Annotated in this window: 13 protein-coding genes and 2 pseudogenes; 4 read left to right on the top strand and 11 right to left on the bottom strand. The window is 49.5% G+C overall.

Annotation, left to right across the window (positions count from 1 at the left end; all coding sequences use genetic code 11):
• Window positions 1-544 precede the first annotated feature (544 nt).
• The 3 genes from ACM1PF_RS04495 to ACM1PF_RS04505 form a co-directional block, all read right to left on the bottom strand.
• A complete protein-coding gene (locus ACM1PF_RS04495; RefSeq protein ID WP_416672605.1) occupies window positions 545-1,741 on the bottom strand; it encodes a pentapeptide repeat-containing protein in 1,197 nt (398 codons plus the stop codon).
• A gap of 98 nt (window positions 1,742-1,839) precedes the next feature.
• Window positions 1,840-2,031 (bottom strand): hypothetical protein, encoded by a 192-nt coding sequence (locus tag ACM1PF_RS04500; protein WP_416672607.1) that lies wholly within the window; start codon window positions 2,029-2,031, stop codon window positions 1,840-1,842.
• 89 nt (window positions 2,032-2,120) lie between these two features.
• Entirely contained in the window at window positions 2,121-2,276 is a 156-nt protein-coding gene (locus tag ACM1PF_RS04505) for a hypothetical protein (RefSeq protein ID WP_416672609.1), read from the bottom strand.
• 642 nt (window positions 2,277-2,918) lie between these two features.
• Here ACM1PF_RS04505 and ACM1PF_RS04510 point away from each other — a divergent pair.
• Window positions 2,919-4,562, top strand: a complete 1,644-nt coding sequence (locus ACM1PF_RS04510) for an alpha-amylase family protein (protein ID WP_416672610.1) — start codon at window positions 2,919-2,921, stop codon at window positions 4,560-4,562.
• A gap of 66 nt (window positions 4,563-4,628) precedes the next feature.
• On the opposite strand, the gene glpK is transcribed toward ACM1PF_RS04510, so the two are convergent.
• Window positions 4,629-6,119: a glycerol kinase GlpK gene (gene glpK / locus ACM1PF_RS04515; RefSeq protein WP_416672612.1), complete on the bottom strand. Its 1,491-nt coding sequence runs from the start codon at window positions 6,117-6,119 to the stop codon at window positions 4,629-4,631.
• 160 nt (window positions 6,120-6,279) lie between these two features.
• Between glpK and ACM1PF_RS04520 the strand changes: the two genes are divergently transcribed.
• Complete coding sequence (locus tag ACM1PF_RS04520) at window positions 6,280-6,423, top strand: chlorophyll a/b-binding protein (protein ID WP_416672614.1); 144 nt, start codon at window positions 6,280-6,282, stop codon at window positions 6,421-6,423.
• A 132-nt stretch (window positions 6,424-6,555) separates the two neighbouring features.
• Here ACM1PF_RS04520 and ACM1PF_RS04525 read toward each other — a convergent pair whose 3' ends face one another.
• From ACM1PF_RS04525 to ACM1PF_RS04545, 5 genes and pseudogenes are all read right to left on the bottom strand, one after another.
• Entirely contained in the window at window positions 6,556-6,906 is a 351-nt protein-coding gene (locus ACM1PF_RS04525) for a hypothetical protein (protein WP_416672615.1), read from the bottom strand.
• Between the two features lie 142 nt (window positions 6,907-7,048).
• Window positions 7,049-7,966, bottom strand: a complete 918-nt coding sequence (gene speB, locus ACM1PF_RS04530) for an agmatinase (protein ID WP_416672616.1) — start codon at window positions 7,964-7,966, stop codon at window positions 7,049-7,051.
• A 108-nt stretch (window positions 7,967-8,074) separates the two neighbouring features.
• Window positions 8,075-8,272: a hypothetical protein gene (locus tag ACM1PF_RS04535; RefSeq protein ID WP_416672617.1), complete on the bottom strand. Its 198-nt coding sequence runs from the start codon at window positions 8,270-8,272 to the stop codon at window positions 8,075-8,077.
• Window positions 8,273-8,368: 96 nt separating this feature from the next.
• Window positions 8,369-8,803 (bottom strand): VOC family protein, encoded by a 435-nt coding sequence (locus ACM1PF_RS04540; protein WP_416672618.1) that lies wholly within the window; start codon window positions 8,801-8,803, stop codon window positions 8,369-8,371.
• A 74-nt stretch (window positions 8,804-8,877) separates the two neighbouring features.
• A pseudogene (locus tag ACM1PF_RS04545) lies at window positions 8,878-9,385 on the bottom strand (TIGR02652 family protein).
• 113 nt (window positions 9,386-9,498) lie between these two features.
• Between ACM1PF_RS04545 and ACM1PF_RS04550 the strand changes: the two are divergent.
• Window positions 9,499-10,038: a gamma carbonic anhydrase family protein gene (locus ACM1PF_RS04550; protein ID WP_416672619.1), complete on the top strand. Its 540-nt coding sequence runs from the start codon at window positions 9,499-9,501 to the stop codon at window positions 10,036-10,038.
• A 58-nt stretch (window positions 10,039-10,096) separates the two neighbouring features.
• Here ACM1PF_RS04550 and ftsH read toward each other — a convergent pair whose 3' ends face one another.
• Complete coding sequence (gene ftsH / locus ACM1PF_RS04555; RefSeq protein WP_416672620.1) at window positions 10,097-12,043, bottom strand: ATP-dependent zinc metalloprotease FtsH; 1,947 nt, start codon at window positions 12,041-12,043, stop codon at window positions 10,097-10,099.
• Window positions 12,044-12,469: 426 nt separating this feature from the next.
• Here ftsH and ACM1PF_RS04560 point away from each other — a divergent pair, with 426 nt between their 5' ends.
• Window positions 12,470-13,021, top strand: a complete 552-nt coding sequence (locus tag ACM1PF_RS04560) for an NADPH-dependent FMN reductase (RefSeq protein ID WP_416672621.1) — start codon at window positions 12,470-12,472, stop codon at window positions 13,019-13,021.
• Between the two features lie 112 nt (window positions 13,022-13,133).
• Here ACM1PF_RS04560 and crtR read toward each other — a convergent pair.
• A pseudogene (crtR, locus tag ACM1PF_RS04565) lies at window positions 13,134-14,137 on the bottom strand (beta-carotene hydroxylase).
• Window positions 14,138-14,419 lie beyond the last annotated feature (282 nt).

A 14,419-nucleotide genomic window follows, 5' to 3' on the forward strand; every position in this document is an offset into this window, starting at 1 on the left:
CATTTGAATGGACTTCATCGAATAGCCCGCCATTGATTCGCGGGCGGTTGATCGAGACAGCCAACACCGTGATTTTACAGTTTCCGATCGCCACTAAAGCTAAGATTCAGTCCCTTCAGAATCTTCTATTTGATCAAGGCTGTGTCTTTCAATGAGCTTTTCTTGTTCAAGCAAATCCAGCCATACCTCGATCGCCTCGTTAATCAAAGCATTAACACTAGAATCTTTCAGACCAGCGACGGCTTTGAGTAGCCTGACTGTCTGATCATTGACATAAATCTAAGCGGTTGATTCTGGGATTTAAGCATAGTAAGTCTATTATTCCCAGTTTGCAGATTTTTTGTAGATGATGTTCAAGTTTTGATTATTGCTAGCCAGTCGTAATATCCATTGCGGAAAGACAGGCTATATTTGCTTGATCAACACACTGACCACTTCACCCGATCGCCCCAAATCTCCGGCTGGAACGGGCTTAGACCAGAACCCAACTTCTGAATAGCCCTGCACATGCAAAATCTGAATGGTTCGTTATCTTCCCCTCATACTATTTTTGTCCTTCAGCAGAGATATCCGTTCGGTTTTCAGGCAAAGTAATGTTTAACATATCTTCTGGTCTTATGTTCGAGGGAATTCCTAGTTCATTCGAGAAATCCGGAGCATAGAGGGCTTTATCCCAGTTTTTAGCTTTTTTGACTTGTTCAGGAGTTAACCCTTCAGCAAGTCGAAAATCAGTTCTGTAGAGGTCAGCATTGTATAGGAGAGCTTGACTAAGGTTTGTTTCTATGAAAACAACTTCTCTGAGATTAGCAGCTTGAAAATTTGCATACTGTAGATCAGTGTCCACAAAAAAAGATCCACGTAGGTCAGAATTCCGGAAACAGATACTTCTCAACGTGCATCCTGTAAAGAATGTATTGTATAGAAAGCTGGAGGACAAATCTGCTGACGTGTAGTTGCTCCCCAATATCAGGGATTGGCTCATACAAACTCCTGAAAAATTAGCTGCAGCAAAGTTGACTTTGAAAAGTTTTGCTGTAGTCAAGTCGGTTTTACTACAGTCAAGTCTTTGATATGTTTGATACTCTGGATCATTCTTCACCTCCCTTTTACCAAGAATCGTAAGCGCGACCTGAACATCTTTAGGGATTGTAGAACGAGTTTCTAGAAACTGTTGAATACTTGTAATAGCTTTAAGAGAATTTAAACCTCCTGTTCCTTCTTTATAGAGGACTTGAGGCGATTTTGCGATGAGAGTTCTCTGCTGAATGAAAGAAGTTAAAACTTGTACGATCGTCCAATAATCTCTAGGGGAGTCCTTTGCAATCCGTTCTAAAGCATAAATTCCCCCTAGCCGAACTTCTAACCTTTTCTTGTCGGCAAGCATTTCAACTGCTTTCACAAAACGCTCAGCAATTTGCTCATCTTCAGCAATTTTGCGATTTTTCTCTGTCTCTCGCAGGTTAAGCAAAGCAACAATTGCAGCAGTGGAAAGTCCTAAACCGCTTAAGCCCTGAAGAATAGTAGAACGCGCTTTATTCTCAATCTCAAAAATGACTTCTGGAGTTCCAGGCATTAAACTTTGGGCTACCTGCCTAGCTTGCCATACAGGAACCCATACGACGATCGCAATTAAAAACAAAACAACCAATGTTCCTCCGACAAACCACCAAACGAGGAATGGAATTTTTCTGAAGAACGCAGCAATTTTGCCTTTGGTTTGATTTAAAAGGTCAAAGGGCATTGACGGATATGGTACTAAGTTTCAGCTATCTTAACTCCAGAAAAATTGTAGTTGCCAGCTTTTCTCCCATGTAAAGCCAGATCGAATTTGAACCCCAATCAATTTTTTAATCTGGCGATAATCGATCGCAGAGTAGTTCCATCCGCCCTCCAGTCTATTGCTTTACCCTCAATATCTCCAATACTGGATTGCAGTTCCTCAGCCTTACGTACACACATCTGAGCCAGCATCGCCACAACAACCTTCAACCCCAGTTGTTCAACTAGAGTTTCTAAATTTCTTTGCGTCATTTTTAGTTGCCCTACAGTTGCCTAACTAAGATAACATAGTTAGGCGTAAGATAGTTATAAGTTAGGCAACTATTATGTAAGGTGGACAGTCAACTCCTGTCTGGGAGCCATCGATCGATCGCGGTAGTCAGTAACAGGGCCGATAAAGAGATGCCGCGTTTTTTGGCAATTTCTTTGAGTTGGGCATGGACTTCTCTGGGCATTGAAACCCTGACTTGGATGGTTGTCTCCTTATTAATAGCCATTTGGTTGGTCAACTGTAGGGCATCTTTTATCCTAACGGAAAGGCAACGCATACTTGCTGCGTAGGGAGTAAACTGAGAGTGTGGCTTCTTGCATCACGGGAACATTGATATGACATTAGCTGAGGTGCTTTCCGCAGTACGACAACTATCCGCCTAGAAAAGCTCAAGCTGATTCGGATTCTGGCAGAAGATTTGGATGTCGCTGAGGATATCTCGCCACTAAAACCCTTCAAAACCTGTGATTTGCTAACCCCATATGACAATTTTGGGGCTGGTGCAGTTTTGATAGAAGCTCTCAAACCGTCGAATACAGAGCATCAATGAAAGTTGCGATCGATCGAGCAAGTGCAGCCATCCCCTCAAACAGAAGCGATCGATATTGAGGTAGAAGCAACTGAACCTGAGCGATCGTAATTCCTCTTTCGCAAAGGTTTTTGTTTTTGCCAGCGTTCTTGCATCAACTCAGACTCATCCTGCTACGGAGAACGATCGCTACAAGCAAGATTTGTCAGTCAGGTTAGTCTGCGTTTTGAGCAAAATCACACCTTTAGCTTTCATCAAATAAACAATGCGTCCGTTGGTAGATGCTAAGACAGTAGTTTGTAACGGTAGGATGTCGTTGCCATTACTGAGAAGCGATCTATGTTAGACCTCTGGTATAAAGGTGCGATTATCTACTGCCTGGATGTCGAAGTGTACATGGATGGGAATGGAGACGGGGTAGGGGATTTTGTAGGGTTAATCGATCGCCTCGATTACATTGCCGGTTTGGGAATTAACTGCATCTGGCTCATGCCGTTTTATCCCACACCCAACCGAGACAATGGTTATGACATCACGGATTATTACAACGTTGATCCGCGCTTAGGAACGCTGGGGGATTTTGTTGAATTCACTCGCCAGGCAGAGCATCGGGGATTGCGAGTGATTGTAGACCTGGTGGTGAACCACACTTCAACCGATCATCCCTGGTTTCAAGCTTCCTGCAAAGACAAAAATTCTAAGTACCGGGACTACTACGTTTGGGCAGAGGAGAAGCCAGAAAACGCAGAGGAAGGGGTCATCTTTCCAGGCTATCAAGACAGCACCTGGACGTATAACGAGGAAGCTGGAGCCTATTATTTCCATCGCTTCTATGATCATCAAGCAGATTTGAATGTGGCAAACCCTCAGGTGCGAGAGGAAATCTACAAAATCATGGGGTTCTGGCTGCAACTGGGGGTGTCTGGCTTCCGGGTGGATGCAGTGCCGTTTTTAATTGAGCTGGAAGGCATTAAGGACACGGCACAAGCCAAAGATCCGCTGCTTTTCCTGAAGGAGATTCGCAATTTCCTCTCCTGGCGACGTGGAGATGCGATCGTCCTGGCAGAAGTGAATGAGTCGATGGACAAAATTGCTGATTACTTTGGCGATGGCGATCGGATGCAGTTGTTGTTTAGCTTTATGGGCAATCAATCACTGACACTGGCTCTGGCTAGAGAAGAGGCAGCCCCCCTGGTTAATGGCTTAAAGGCACAACCCCAACCGCCGGATATGGGACAATGGGCATACTTTGTCCGGAATCATGATGAACTGACCCTGGATAAACTTTCGGATGAAGAACAGAACGAAGTTTTGCAGCGTTTTAACCAGGATAAAGAACAGGTTTGGCTCTACGATCGCGGTATTCGTCGCCGTTTTCCACCCCTGGTCGATAACGATCCCCGTCGGATTCGCCTGGCCTACAGCCTGATGCTAACCTTACCTGGAACACCAGTCCTGTTTTACGGTGAAGAGATTGGCATGGGGGATGATCTATCGCTTGAAGAACGCCATGCCATTCGCACACCGATGCAGTGGTCAAATCAGCAGAATGGAGGGTTTTCCACAGCTTCATCGGACGAGTTAGTGCGATCGGTGATTGATGAAGAACCCTATGGCTATCAAACGCTCAATGTCATTGCCCAGCGACGTGATCCTGAATCCTTGCTCAACTGGATAGAACGAGCCATTCGGATGCGAAAAGAATGTCCTGAGTTTGGCTGGGGCAGTTGCGAATTTATTGATACCGACAATCCCTCCGTCTTTGCCCATTGCTGCCAGTGGAAGGACGGCACGGTGATCGCCATTCACAATTTATCTGGAAAATCCTGTGTGGTGCAGTTAGACCTGAAGGATAGACACGTCAAATGCCTCACTGACATTCTGGAAGATCAGCCCTATGAAGCGATTCAGGAAGGTTCCCATGAAATTGAGTTAGAGGGGTATGGCTATCGCTGGTTCCGGGTCGGCGGCATTCATCTTTAGGTAAGTTGCGATCGGTTCTTTATCTTCAATAGATTCATTGTTGATTCTTTTTTATTCTTTTCGGAATTATTCCTCCCGGTGCCGTGCCTGAGCTACTGCCTGTCGCCAGGCCGATCGCCATTCCTGCCGTTGGACATCACTAATCCTGGGTTCAAACCGTTGATCCACCTGCCAGAGCTGCGCAATTTCGGCCACACTGCTCCAGTAACCCACCGCCAAACCCGCCAGGTAAGCTGCTCCCAAAGCCGTCGTTTCTGTCACCTTTGGGCGCACGACCGGAACCCCCAACAAATCTGCCTGCAACTGCATCAACAGGTCATTACTGGACGCTCCCCCATCCACCCGCAATTCTGCTAGGGGCAACGCCGCATCCTGACGCATTGCATCCATCACATCAGCACTTTGATGGGCAATACTTTCCAGGGCTGCACGGGCAATATGGGCACTGGTGGAACCTCGCGTCAGACCCACGATCGCCCCCCTGGCGTAGCTATCCCAGTAGGGCGCACCCAGACCCACGAACGCCGGAACGAAATACACCCCACCGTTGTCCGGCACACTTTGAGCCAGCGACTCAACCTCATGGCTATGGCGAATCACCCCCAAACCATCCCGCAGCCACTGCACCGCTGCCCCCGCAATAAATACACTGCCCTCCAGGGCGTAATCCGTGCGATCGTTTAACCGCCAGGCGATCGTGGTTAGCAGTTTGTGTTGAGATGCGATCGGCTGAGATCCCGTATTCAAGACAATAAAACAGCCCGTTCCATAGGTGTTCTTCGCAATTCCCGGTTGCAGAGAAGCCTGCCCAAAGGAGGCAGCCTGTTGATCCCCTGCAATCCCCGCGATCGGAATCCGAGTTCCGAACAATCCCTCCGCCGTGTAACCATACACCTCTGAAGAACTCCGCACCTCTGGCAGAATCGATCGCGGAATATTCAAAATCTTGAGTAATTCTTCATCCCATTCTTGAGTGTGAATATTGAATAGCAGCGTCCGACTGGCATTCGTCACATCGGTAAGGTGCAGTTCCCCATCCGTCAGTTTCCAGATCAACCAGCTATCCACCGTTCCAAAGGCCAGTTCCCCCCGATCGGCCATTGCCCTCGCTCCTTCCACCTGATCCAGCAACCACTTCAGCTTTGTGCCACTAAAGTAGGGGTCAATCACCAGCCCCGTTTTACTTTGAAAGAACGATTCGTATCCCGCAGCCTTGAGTTGATCACAATCCGCTGCCGTGCGCCGATCCTGCCAGACGATCGCATGATGGATCGGCTGCCCCGTCGTCCGATCCCAGACAATGACCGTTTCTCGCTGATTCGTAATGCCGATCGCCGCCAGATCACGGGTGCGCAGATTGATTCGAGCCAGAGCCTCATTGGCCACACTGATTTGAGATGACCAGATTTCGTCCGGGTCATGCTCCACCCAGCCGGGCTGCGGAAAGATTTGGGTAAATTCCTTTTGGGCGATCGATCGCTGCTCTCCCTGATGGTTGAACACAATGGCGCGGGAACTGGTGGTTCCCTGATCTAATGCAAGAATGAACTGTGACACAACGCTCTCCCGATACATCCTTTGACCCATCCCATTTGAACCAGCGATAGATATCTCCAATGAATGACCCAGACAAGACCCAATCAACCCGGCCTTGCAACAATCCTTGAAGTTATGTAAAATTTAGTTACACAAGGTTGATTTAGTAGAGGTCTTAGTCATGGAAGCTCAAGAAAACAAGTTCGGTTTCACTCAGTTCGCTGAGACTTGGAATGGTCGTTTGGCAATGTTGGGTTTCGTAATCGGTCTGGCGACTGAGTTCCTGACTGGTCAGGGCATCTTGTCTCAACTGGGTTTGATGTAATCTCGACAGGTGCAATTTTGGTTCGTTAAGTTCACTTGCATTGAACATTGTCGATACAAATTGAACAATTGCACTTTGGGATACCCTTTGGGTGTCCCAATTTTTTATGCGTCTATATTTACGCGTCTATATTTATGCATCTATCTCGACTTCATCTTCAAACTCATTTTCTGGACTCTCATCGATCGCCTCCCAGGTTCCCACAATCCGGAACACCTCCGGAATCATATCCTGTTCCGGCGGGAATTCTAAGGTGGTTTCCCGCAAGCCTAAATAGCCTGACTCGGTAAAAAACAGCAAAATCCGCCGTAGAGCCATCCAAACCTCTGACTCGTACTCCCAGTCCTGGTTGAAATTTGCTCTGCCCGCGATCGATCTCAAAGTCCAAAAGTAATTGTTGCGAACGATCGACCCTTTTTTCTTGTACTGGGGCACATCATCCTGGTGCAGATACAGCACCTCGTTCTCAATTCTGGCTCTCATCCGTGTTCCTGTTCTCTATCTTCCTACCATGTTAGACACTCCATGAGGTCATCGCATGAAGCCATTTCCCTGCTGCCGGATCGGTCTGACTGGATAGGAACAGGTGGGCAGGGCCCACCCAGAATTTCTCAACCCGCTGCCCTTACTCTGCCAGCCACCGCTTCGCCAAAGCCTGATACCCAATCAGTTTGTAAACCAATTTAGCTGCCGTAAATTCAGACACAACGGAATCGGACACGGGAGCCAGTTCCATCACATCACAGCCTATTACATCGCGGGTTTCAAACACTTGCTTCAGGAAAGTGGTGAGGGCGTACCAGTTCAGTCCACCCGGTTCAGGTGTACCCACACCAGGAATTAGCGTTGGATCAATCCCATCCAGGTCGATCGTGAAGAACACCTTAGAGGTGGGAATGCTGGCCACTGCCCGTTCAATCCAGTCCGGCTGCATGGCAATTTCCCTAGCCCGAAACACCCTGAGCTGCTTCTCTTTGATCAACTCCGCTTCTTCCTTACAAATGCTGCGGATGCCAATCTGCACGGTAGGTAGGCCCATATCCACGACTCGGCGCATAATGCAGGCGTGATTGTGGATTGAACCTTCATACTCATGGCGCAAATCTCCGTGGGCATCGATCTGCACCACCGTAAAGGACTCTTCAGGATTAGCCTGGCGATAAGCTTCCACAATCCCCGTCGTGATGCTATGTTCACCACCCAGGGCAATCACAAACTTGTGGTCAGCAATTAAACTCTGCACCGTTTGCGCTGCAACGGACAACATGGTTTCAGAGGGAACGGGTTCCGAGCCTCGCGTATCAGCGATCGGTTGATGGGTATAGATACCCACGGGCCATAGTTCTTGCTCCAGTTCTTCATCGTAGTATTCCACCTGCTGGGACGCTTCCAGGATGGCATCGGGGCCATTTTCGCAGCCCCGTCGATAGGTGGTCGTCGCCTCGAAGGGAATGGGCAAAATCACAACCTTGGCCGCATCGTATTCGGCCGCAACTTCAGCTCCTAAGAAAGGAACCGTTTCAATCCGGGTTTGTGTCAACATAGCGCGAGGGCAGGCTGGGGATCAACCTTCAATTACAGCAATTTCAATTACAGCAGATTTTACAGAACCGTGCTGTGGGTTCAGAAATCACAGAATATCAGTCACGCTCTACTCCTCGGCATCCCTGGTTCTTGGCAATAGTTGGGTCGGTGATTGTAAAAGTTGCTCGTAGCTCGCTGAGGAGAAATGGGCAATTGCAAAAATTGGCACCGTCAGGGTAATTAATGCAATCAGGGTTCCGACCAGATTTGCTAACCGTTGAGACGATCGACCCGGAGGTTCGTTGACTTGACTACCAGATTCCATAACAAAAGGTTTGAAAAAAATAACTCGCTTTAAACTGCTAACTTAGCCCAGGTTCATCAATAAAACCTTGACTCCTGATACCATTCTAAAAATTCTTCAAATTTTCATCACTCGAATAAACTCCAGGGGCAATCCATCTGCATCAGCAATGAATGTTACCTCATACACCCGATCGCCGATCATTTGCTGTATTGGTTCTAACAGAATTTTGAGTGGTGCAATTTGATCTGAGTCACTAGCAGCATGACTGAACTGCTTTTTCAGAGCATCTACCCAACGTGGTAGATCGTCCACGGTATCCGTCAGATCAAAGGACAAATGGTAATAGCCCGTATACCCCTCATCGTGGAAGGCATCAGCCGCAGGACGGGGTTCAGGGACTTGCAGCAGTTCAATCCGTCCCCCCAACCCTTCCATCCAGCAAGCAAGCGTCATTCCAGCGGTAAACCGTTCGCAGACCTGAAAGCCCAATTGCTCATAGAAAGCGATCGCGCGATGGATATCAGCAGTGCGGATGGAGGCGTGGTGCATACCTGAGGGATCAGGGAGTGGGGAATGGGGAGTAGAGAGTGGGAAATGGGGAATAGGAGAGAACTACAGTTACCCTACTCGAACAGGCGGAAGTAGGGATAGCGGACGGGGGCCCGGGTTCTTTCTCCAAATCAAAATTGATCACTTCCCAGCAGGGATCGTCCGAGGGATCAGGGCTGAATTCGACGGGAAGTCCGTAGAGACGGGGCGGGGAGACTCGGGCTGTCCTCGCCACGGGCTGCTGCGCTCCAGGTAGGTGCTGATCAAGTCCTTGTAACGGCTGGCGATAATCACGCGGGTTGCCCGATAGCCCTGGGTGTATAAGCGATCGAGGGCTTCATGGATTTCAAACCGAATGCCATCGGGATGGGTATGCTGGCGATACCATTCATTGTTCCACCGTCGCCAGTGCCGCCCGGACTGAAGGTGGATCAATTCGGACGTTTTGGGGTTCGCTTCAAACGCCCCATGCCGTTGACATAAGTAAGTATCGGTCAGAGTCAGGGCTGGAATTACCTGACGACAGTGAGGACACTGAATCTCTGGCCCAAAAATTGGATATTGTAACGCTGGATTCATCATGCAATTACGATCCGCATAGGCAACCTGTGCCAATCCCGGTGGCTCTATTATAACTGGGGGAACCTGCTTCTCAGGGGAATTCTATAGCGATTGTGTTGTTTATCTCGTAGATTATGAGCAATTCTCAAGATTTAACCCATGATTCTCATGCTGATTGGCCCCTGAATTGGCCACTACCCGATCTCTCGAAAGCGGCTTTTGTGGCAGCTAATGCGACTGTGGTTGGGCAAGTGAATCTGGCGGAGGGCACAAGTATCTGGTACGGGGCAGTCCTTCGGGGGGATGTCGAAAAAATTCAGGTGGGCAAAAGCACCAATATTCAGGATGGCGCGATTTTGCATGGCGATCCGGGAGAGCCAACGATTTTAGGCGATGATGTCACGATCGGGCATCGGGCCGTCGTTCACAGCGCCCAGATTGGTGACGGGAGCCTGGTCGGGATTGGGGCGATCGTGCTGAATGGGGTTCGCGTCGGTACGGGCTGCATCATTGGGGCTGGATCGGTTGTCACCAAAGATGTCCCCGATCGATCGCTGGTGATGGGAGTTCCGGGCAAGGTGATACGGACGGTGTCTGAGGCAGAGGCGATCGGCTTGATTGAGCACGCCCAGCAATATAAAAAACTAGCCCTTGTCCACGCAGGTAAGGGCTAGGAGATTTAGAATGCCATTTTGTTGCAGGCTCCTTGGTGCACCGACCACCCAGTTAGGTTCAGGCCGTCCTGGCAGCTAACTGTTCCTTCTCAGGGACAGGGGTGTAGCGGGAAACGATCGTCCGAAATTCGTCGCCTTCAATTGTTTCTTGCTCAATCAATAAGTCAACCAGTTGATCGAGTAAATCCCGGTTTTCACGCATGATCCGCTGAGCTTCTGCATGGCAGTAGGTCACAATCGAACGAATCTGGCGATCGATCTGAGTTGCCATTTTTTCGGAGTATTCCGGTGCCTGGTTCACCAGATCGCGGCCCAAAAATACTTCGTTACCTGAAGTTTCCAGAGCAAAGTTTCCGAGGCTGGACATCCCGTAACGAGTCACCATATGGCGGGCATAGAAAGCAACGGCGCGAATGTCCTGCTGGGCCCCTTGAGTCACCTCATCCTGGCCAAACACTTCTTCCTCCGCAGCCCGTCCCCCCAGATAGACAGTGATCATGTCCATCAACTCAGCGCGGCTTTCCAGTCTGAGATCCTCCTCGCTGGGAATTGGTTTGGCAAAACCGCCAATCCCCCCCGATCGGGGAATTATTGTCACCTTGTCTAAGGGATCAGCATGGGGCAACAGGGTCATCAGCAGCGCATGCCCGACTTCGTGGTAAGCAATAATTCGCTTACCCTTACTATCCAGTAAAGGAGACAGGGTTGCGCCAATGGACACCCGATCGATCGCATCATCAATTTCCAGGACTGAGATCGCATCCTTGCGCCGCCGGGCCGTCAGAATCGCCGCTTCATTCAGCATATTGGCCAGTTCTGCCCCAGAAAAACCGGGGGTACGACGGGCGATCGCCTCCAGTGAGATGTCCGGCTCTAGCTTCTTATTGCGGGCGTGAACCTCCAGGATGCCCAAACGTCCTTTGAAGCTGGGCAAATCCACCATCACCTGGCGATCGAATCGACCGGGGCGCAGTAATGCCTGATCCAGCACATCCGGACGGTTCGTAGCGGCAATGATAATGACTCCGGCATTGCCCTCAAAGCCATCCATTTCAGTCAGCAACTGATTCAGGGTTTGTTCGCGCTCATCGTTACCGCCGCCGATGCCAGTCCCACGCTGCCGTCCCACCGCATCAATTTCATCAATGAACACAATACAGGGCGCATTTTCCTTGGCTTTTTTGAACAAATCCCGCACGCGGGAAGCCCCAACTCCCACAAACATCTCCACAAACTCTGAACCCGAGATGCTGAAGAAGGGCACCCCTGCCTCACCGGCGATCGCCTTAGCCAGGAGGGTTTTACCTGTTCCCGGTGGCCCAACGAGCAACACCCCTCTGGGAATTCTGGCCCCGACTGCCGTGAATCGTTCTGGCTTTTTGAGGAAAGTGACGACTTCCTGAAGTTCTTCCTTCGCCTCTTCGATGCCCGCGACATCATCAAACAGTACGCCCGTCTTGGCTTCCATCTGGAATCGAGCCTTGGACTTACCGAAGTTCATGGCCTGACCTGAGGCGTTGCTGGTCCGACGCAAAAACATCAGCAAGATCATGATGGCAATGAAGGCCAGCAGAACGTGGAACACTAACCCAGCCAGGGCACTTCCATCCGCCGATCGCTGCACATCCAGGGCCACATCGTTGCGTCGCACCGCTGCATATAGCTCTGGATTATCATCGGCGAATAACACTACTTCCCGGGCCGCTGTATCCGGTTGTCCTCTCAAGAAAACCCTGGCTACGCCGCGACCTTCATCCAGCTCAACCCGATCGACTCGACCCGATTCAATGCTTTGAAGCATTTCACTATAGCTGTATTGGTTTTCAGCCTCTTCCTGGGTTTGAGTCGCCAGGCTCGGTGGACTGCCGATCGCCCCTAGAGCCAGCCAAACTGCTGTGATTGCCCCAGTTACAACGGAGTGAGCCAATCCTTGTTGACGCTTCTTGCGGTGCTGAAACGATGGTTGAATTGACACGATTGACACGTTGTTCTCAGCCTGCTTCATAACTTTCGTCGCCTTTTGCCCTCTGCCACAGTCAACTTTTATTCACTTTCAGTTCAATCATTCTTTAACAGTCATCAAATCCCAGGTCGTTCAAGTACGGAATGTTCCGACCCAATCCGTCCCGCCAGGACATCAATTCACCGGAGTGCACCTGCCAACCTCTTACCTTCCCAGTCCTGAAGAACCAATGCCCTTAAGAACCAGTTTAGTCAAGAACTGGTGTATTTAAGAACTAGTGTAACCTTCCCCATCCTAACGACTGCATCAGCAAGCGACCAGCTTAATCATACAAACCGGATCAATCCAGGCTTCCGCCCTAAACCATAGTCATATCGAGTTCGTTTTAGCTATGATGAAGTTAGCTGAAGATTTGCAGCAGATTGTAATACTCAATCTAAATTCATCTGAATATAAGGATTTCTCGCTATGGTCAAAATTGTTGGCATCTCAGGCAGTCGCAGACCTGGCTCCTATAGTTACAAGGCTCTGAACCACGTATCTCAACGGGTTGCTGCCTTTGGAGCAGAGATGGAAATTCTGGATTTGAGAACTATGAATTTGCCGTTCTGTGATGGCGGTAAGGACTACAGCGATTATCCCGATGTGGCGAAGTTGCAGGAAACGGTGAAAGCGGCGGATGGGCTGATTCTGGCGACTCCAGAGTATCACGGTGGGGTTAGTGGCGTTTTAAAAAACGCGCTGGATTTAATGAGCTTTGATCATTTATCGGGGAAAGTGACTGGATTGATTAGCGTTTTGGGCGGACAGTCCAACAGCAATGCCCTGAACGATCTCCGCATCATTATGCGCTGGGTTCACAGTTGGGTGATTCCAGAGCAGGTGGCGATCGGCCAGGCCTGGAATGCCTTTGGAGAAGATGACAAGCTTTTGGATGAGAAATTGGCTCAACGCTTTGATGCCTTTGCCCAGAGCCTGGTGGAACATGCTCAGTTGCTGGGAGGGAGGGCTGAGGCGTAAGCAGGATTGGCGGAGTGTGAGCGCATCCGGGAAGGGGAAGGAGTGGACGGAAGGATGTTGATGACTGCAGCCCTCAGCTCATCCCCTGTCCTTCCCTGAATCCTCCACTTCGCTAGTCCGGATGAGATGTTTCTAACCCTTCAGAGGATAGGAGTTCACTGACGGTTAGCATCTCATCTGCCTGGTCAGACCCCTGCACTAAATGATCATTGGTTTCAGCCTCAGGTTTCTGGGGGGCGGTGTGATGTCCGTGAAACCGAATCCCTAGAAATACATCGTAGAGGAAGCTCCAAAAGTCCCTTCCCTTGAGTAATCCTAGAGTCTGATGGCACTCTTTAGCATCTAAAAGGGGTCGAGTTTCTCGGTAAGCTCGCTCGTAGTAGTACCAGGGGATAGATGGCCAGAGGTGGTGAATCAAGTGATAATTCTGCCCCATGATCAACAGGTTTAAAATCCGGCTGGGGTACACCCTGGCATTTTTCCAGCGATCGCGCTCGGCAAAGGGGCGGTGGGGCAGATAATCGAAGAACAGTCCCAGGGCCAGCCCTACGACTAGAGCAGGGGAAAACCAGAAGTTAAAGATGTAGTCGAGGAATCCGTACTGAATGGACAGGACGACGATCGTAACGAAGATTAACCGCGCCAGGAACCATTCCAGCAGTTCATACTTGCGCCATAGCTTGCGCTTGAAGAAAAACACCTCGTGGTAGAAAAACCGGGGTGCAATCAGCCAGAGCGGCCCCCTGTCGAGACGAAGTGATCTGGATCATTGTTTGGATCGTTTACGTTGGCATGATGCTGCATATGCACTCGCGTAAACACGGGAAACGAGAACCCCAGCATTAGCGCACTCCCATGCCCTAGCACGGCGTTCATCACCCGATCGCGATGCGCTACGTTATGGGATGCATCATGAATCACTGTACCTACCAGATGTAGGGCAACCACATTGCTAACAAAGCAAAACCAGTCTGGAAATTCCCATAGCCAATATCCCATCGTCGATGTCACAACTAGACCAACGGCGGCAAAGAACATCAACAGGGTAGGATTTACATCACCGGGCGGACCCAACAACTCCCTTGGCACGGTCAGGGGCTTCACTGCCTCCGACATCGCTTCACACTCCTTACACTAGCTGTCCTGGCGTATCCGAATTCTGATATGGATTCAGACTTTGGAAATACATCACTGAGAGTAAACCTTATCATTTTGTAAAGCTTCTCACCAACTCCTTATAAAGCATTCTGGTGAATTAGTTGTCTGTCGCTTTGATTCGCTTATCAAGACTGGTCGTTCAAGCAGGCTAAATACCGTATGAGATAACGTTAAGTTTTTTGAAGTAAATCTGATTTTTTAAATGCAAAACACAAATTTGATAAGCTTTGCCTATGTTAA

Source organism: Egbenema bharatensis FJBBOT/2019 (genome assembly GCF_048077055.1).
Lineage (GTDB): Bacteria > Cyanobacteriota > Cyanobacteriia > Elainellales > Elainellaceae > Egbenema > Egbenema bharatensis.

Excerpts from the sequence above, each read along its gene's own strand:
- ACM1PF_RS04495 (WP_416672605.1), bottom strand. The coding sequence starts at position 1,741 with ATGCCCTTTGACCTTTTAAATCAAACCAAAGGCAAAATTGCTGCGTTC.
- speB (WP_416672616.1), bottom strand. The coding sequence starts at position 7,966 with ATGTTGACACAAACCCGGATTGAAACGGTTCCTTTCTTAGGAGCTGAA.
- ACM1PF_RS04520 (WP_416672614.1), top strand. The coding sequence starts at position 6,280 with ATGGAAGCTCAAGAAAACAAGTTCGGTTTCACTCAGTTCGCTGAGACT.
- ACM1PF_RS04550 (WP_416672619.1), top strand. The coding sequence starts at position 9,499 with ATGAGCAATTCTCAAGATTTAACCCATGATTCTCATGCTGATTGGCCC.
- ftsH (WP_416672620.1), bottom strand. The coding sequence starts at position 12,043 with ATGAAGCAGGCTGAGAACAACGTGTCAATCGTGTCAATTCAACCATCG.
- ACM1PF_RS04510 (WP_416672610.1), top strand. The coding sequence starts at position 2,919 with ATGTTAGACCTCTGGTATAAAGGTGCGATTATCTACTGCCTGGATGTC.
- ACM1PF_RS04535 (WP_416672617.1), bottom strand. The coding sequence starts at position 8,272 with ATGGAATCTGGTAGTCAAGTCAACGAACCTCCGGGTCGATCGTCTCAA.
- ACM1PF_RS04505 (WP_416672609.1), bottom strand. The coding sequence starts at position 2,276 with ATGGCTATTAATAAGGAGACAACCATCCAAGTCAGGGTTTCAATGCCC.
- ACM1PF_RS04540 (WP_416672618.1), bottom strand. The coding sequence starts at position 8,803 with ATGCACCACGCCTCCATCCGCACTGCTGATATCCATCGCGCGATCGCT.
- ACM1PF_RS04525 (WP_416672615.1), bottom strand. The coding sequence starts at position 6,906 with ATGAGAGCCAGAATTGAGAACGAGGTGCTGTATCTGCACCAGGATGAT.
- ACM1PF_RS04500 (WP_416672607.1), bottom strand. The coding sequence starts at position 2,031 with ATGACGCAAAGAAATTTAGAAACTCTAGTTGAACAACTGGGGTTGAAG.
- ACM1PF_RS04560 (WP_416672621.1), top strand. The coding sequence starts at position 12,470 with ATGGTCAAAATTGTTGGCATCTCAGGCAGTCGCAGACCTGGCTCCTAT.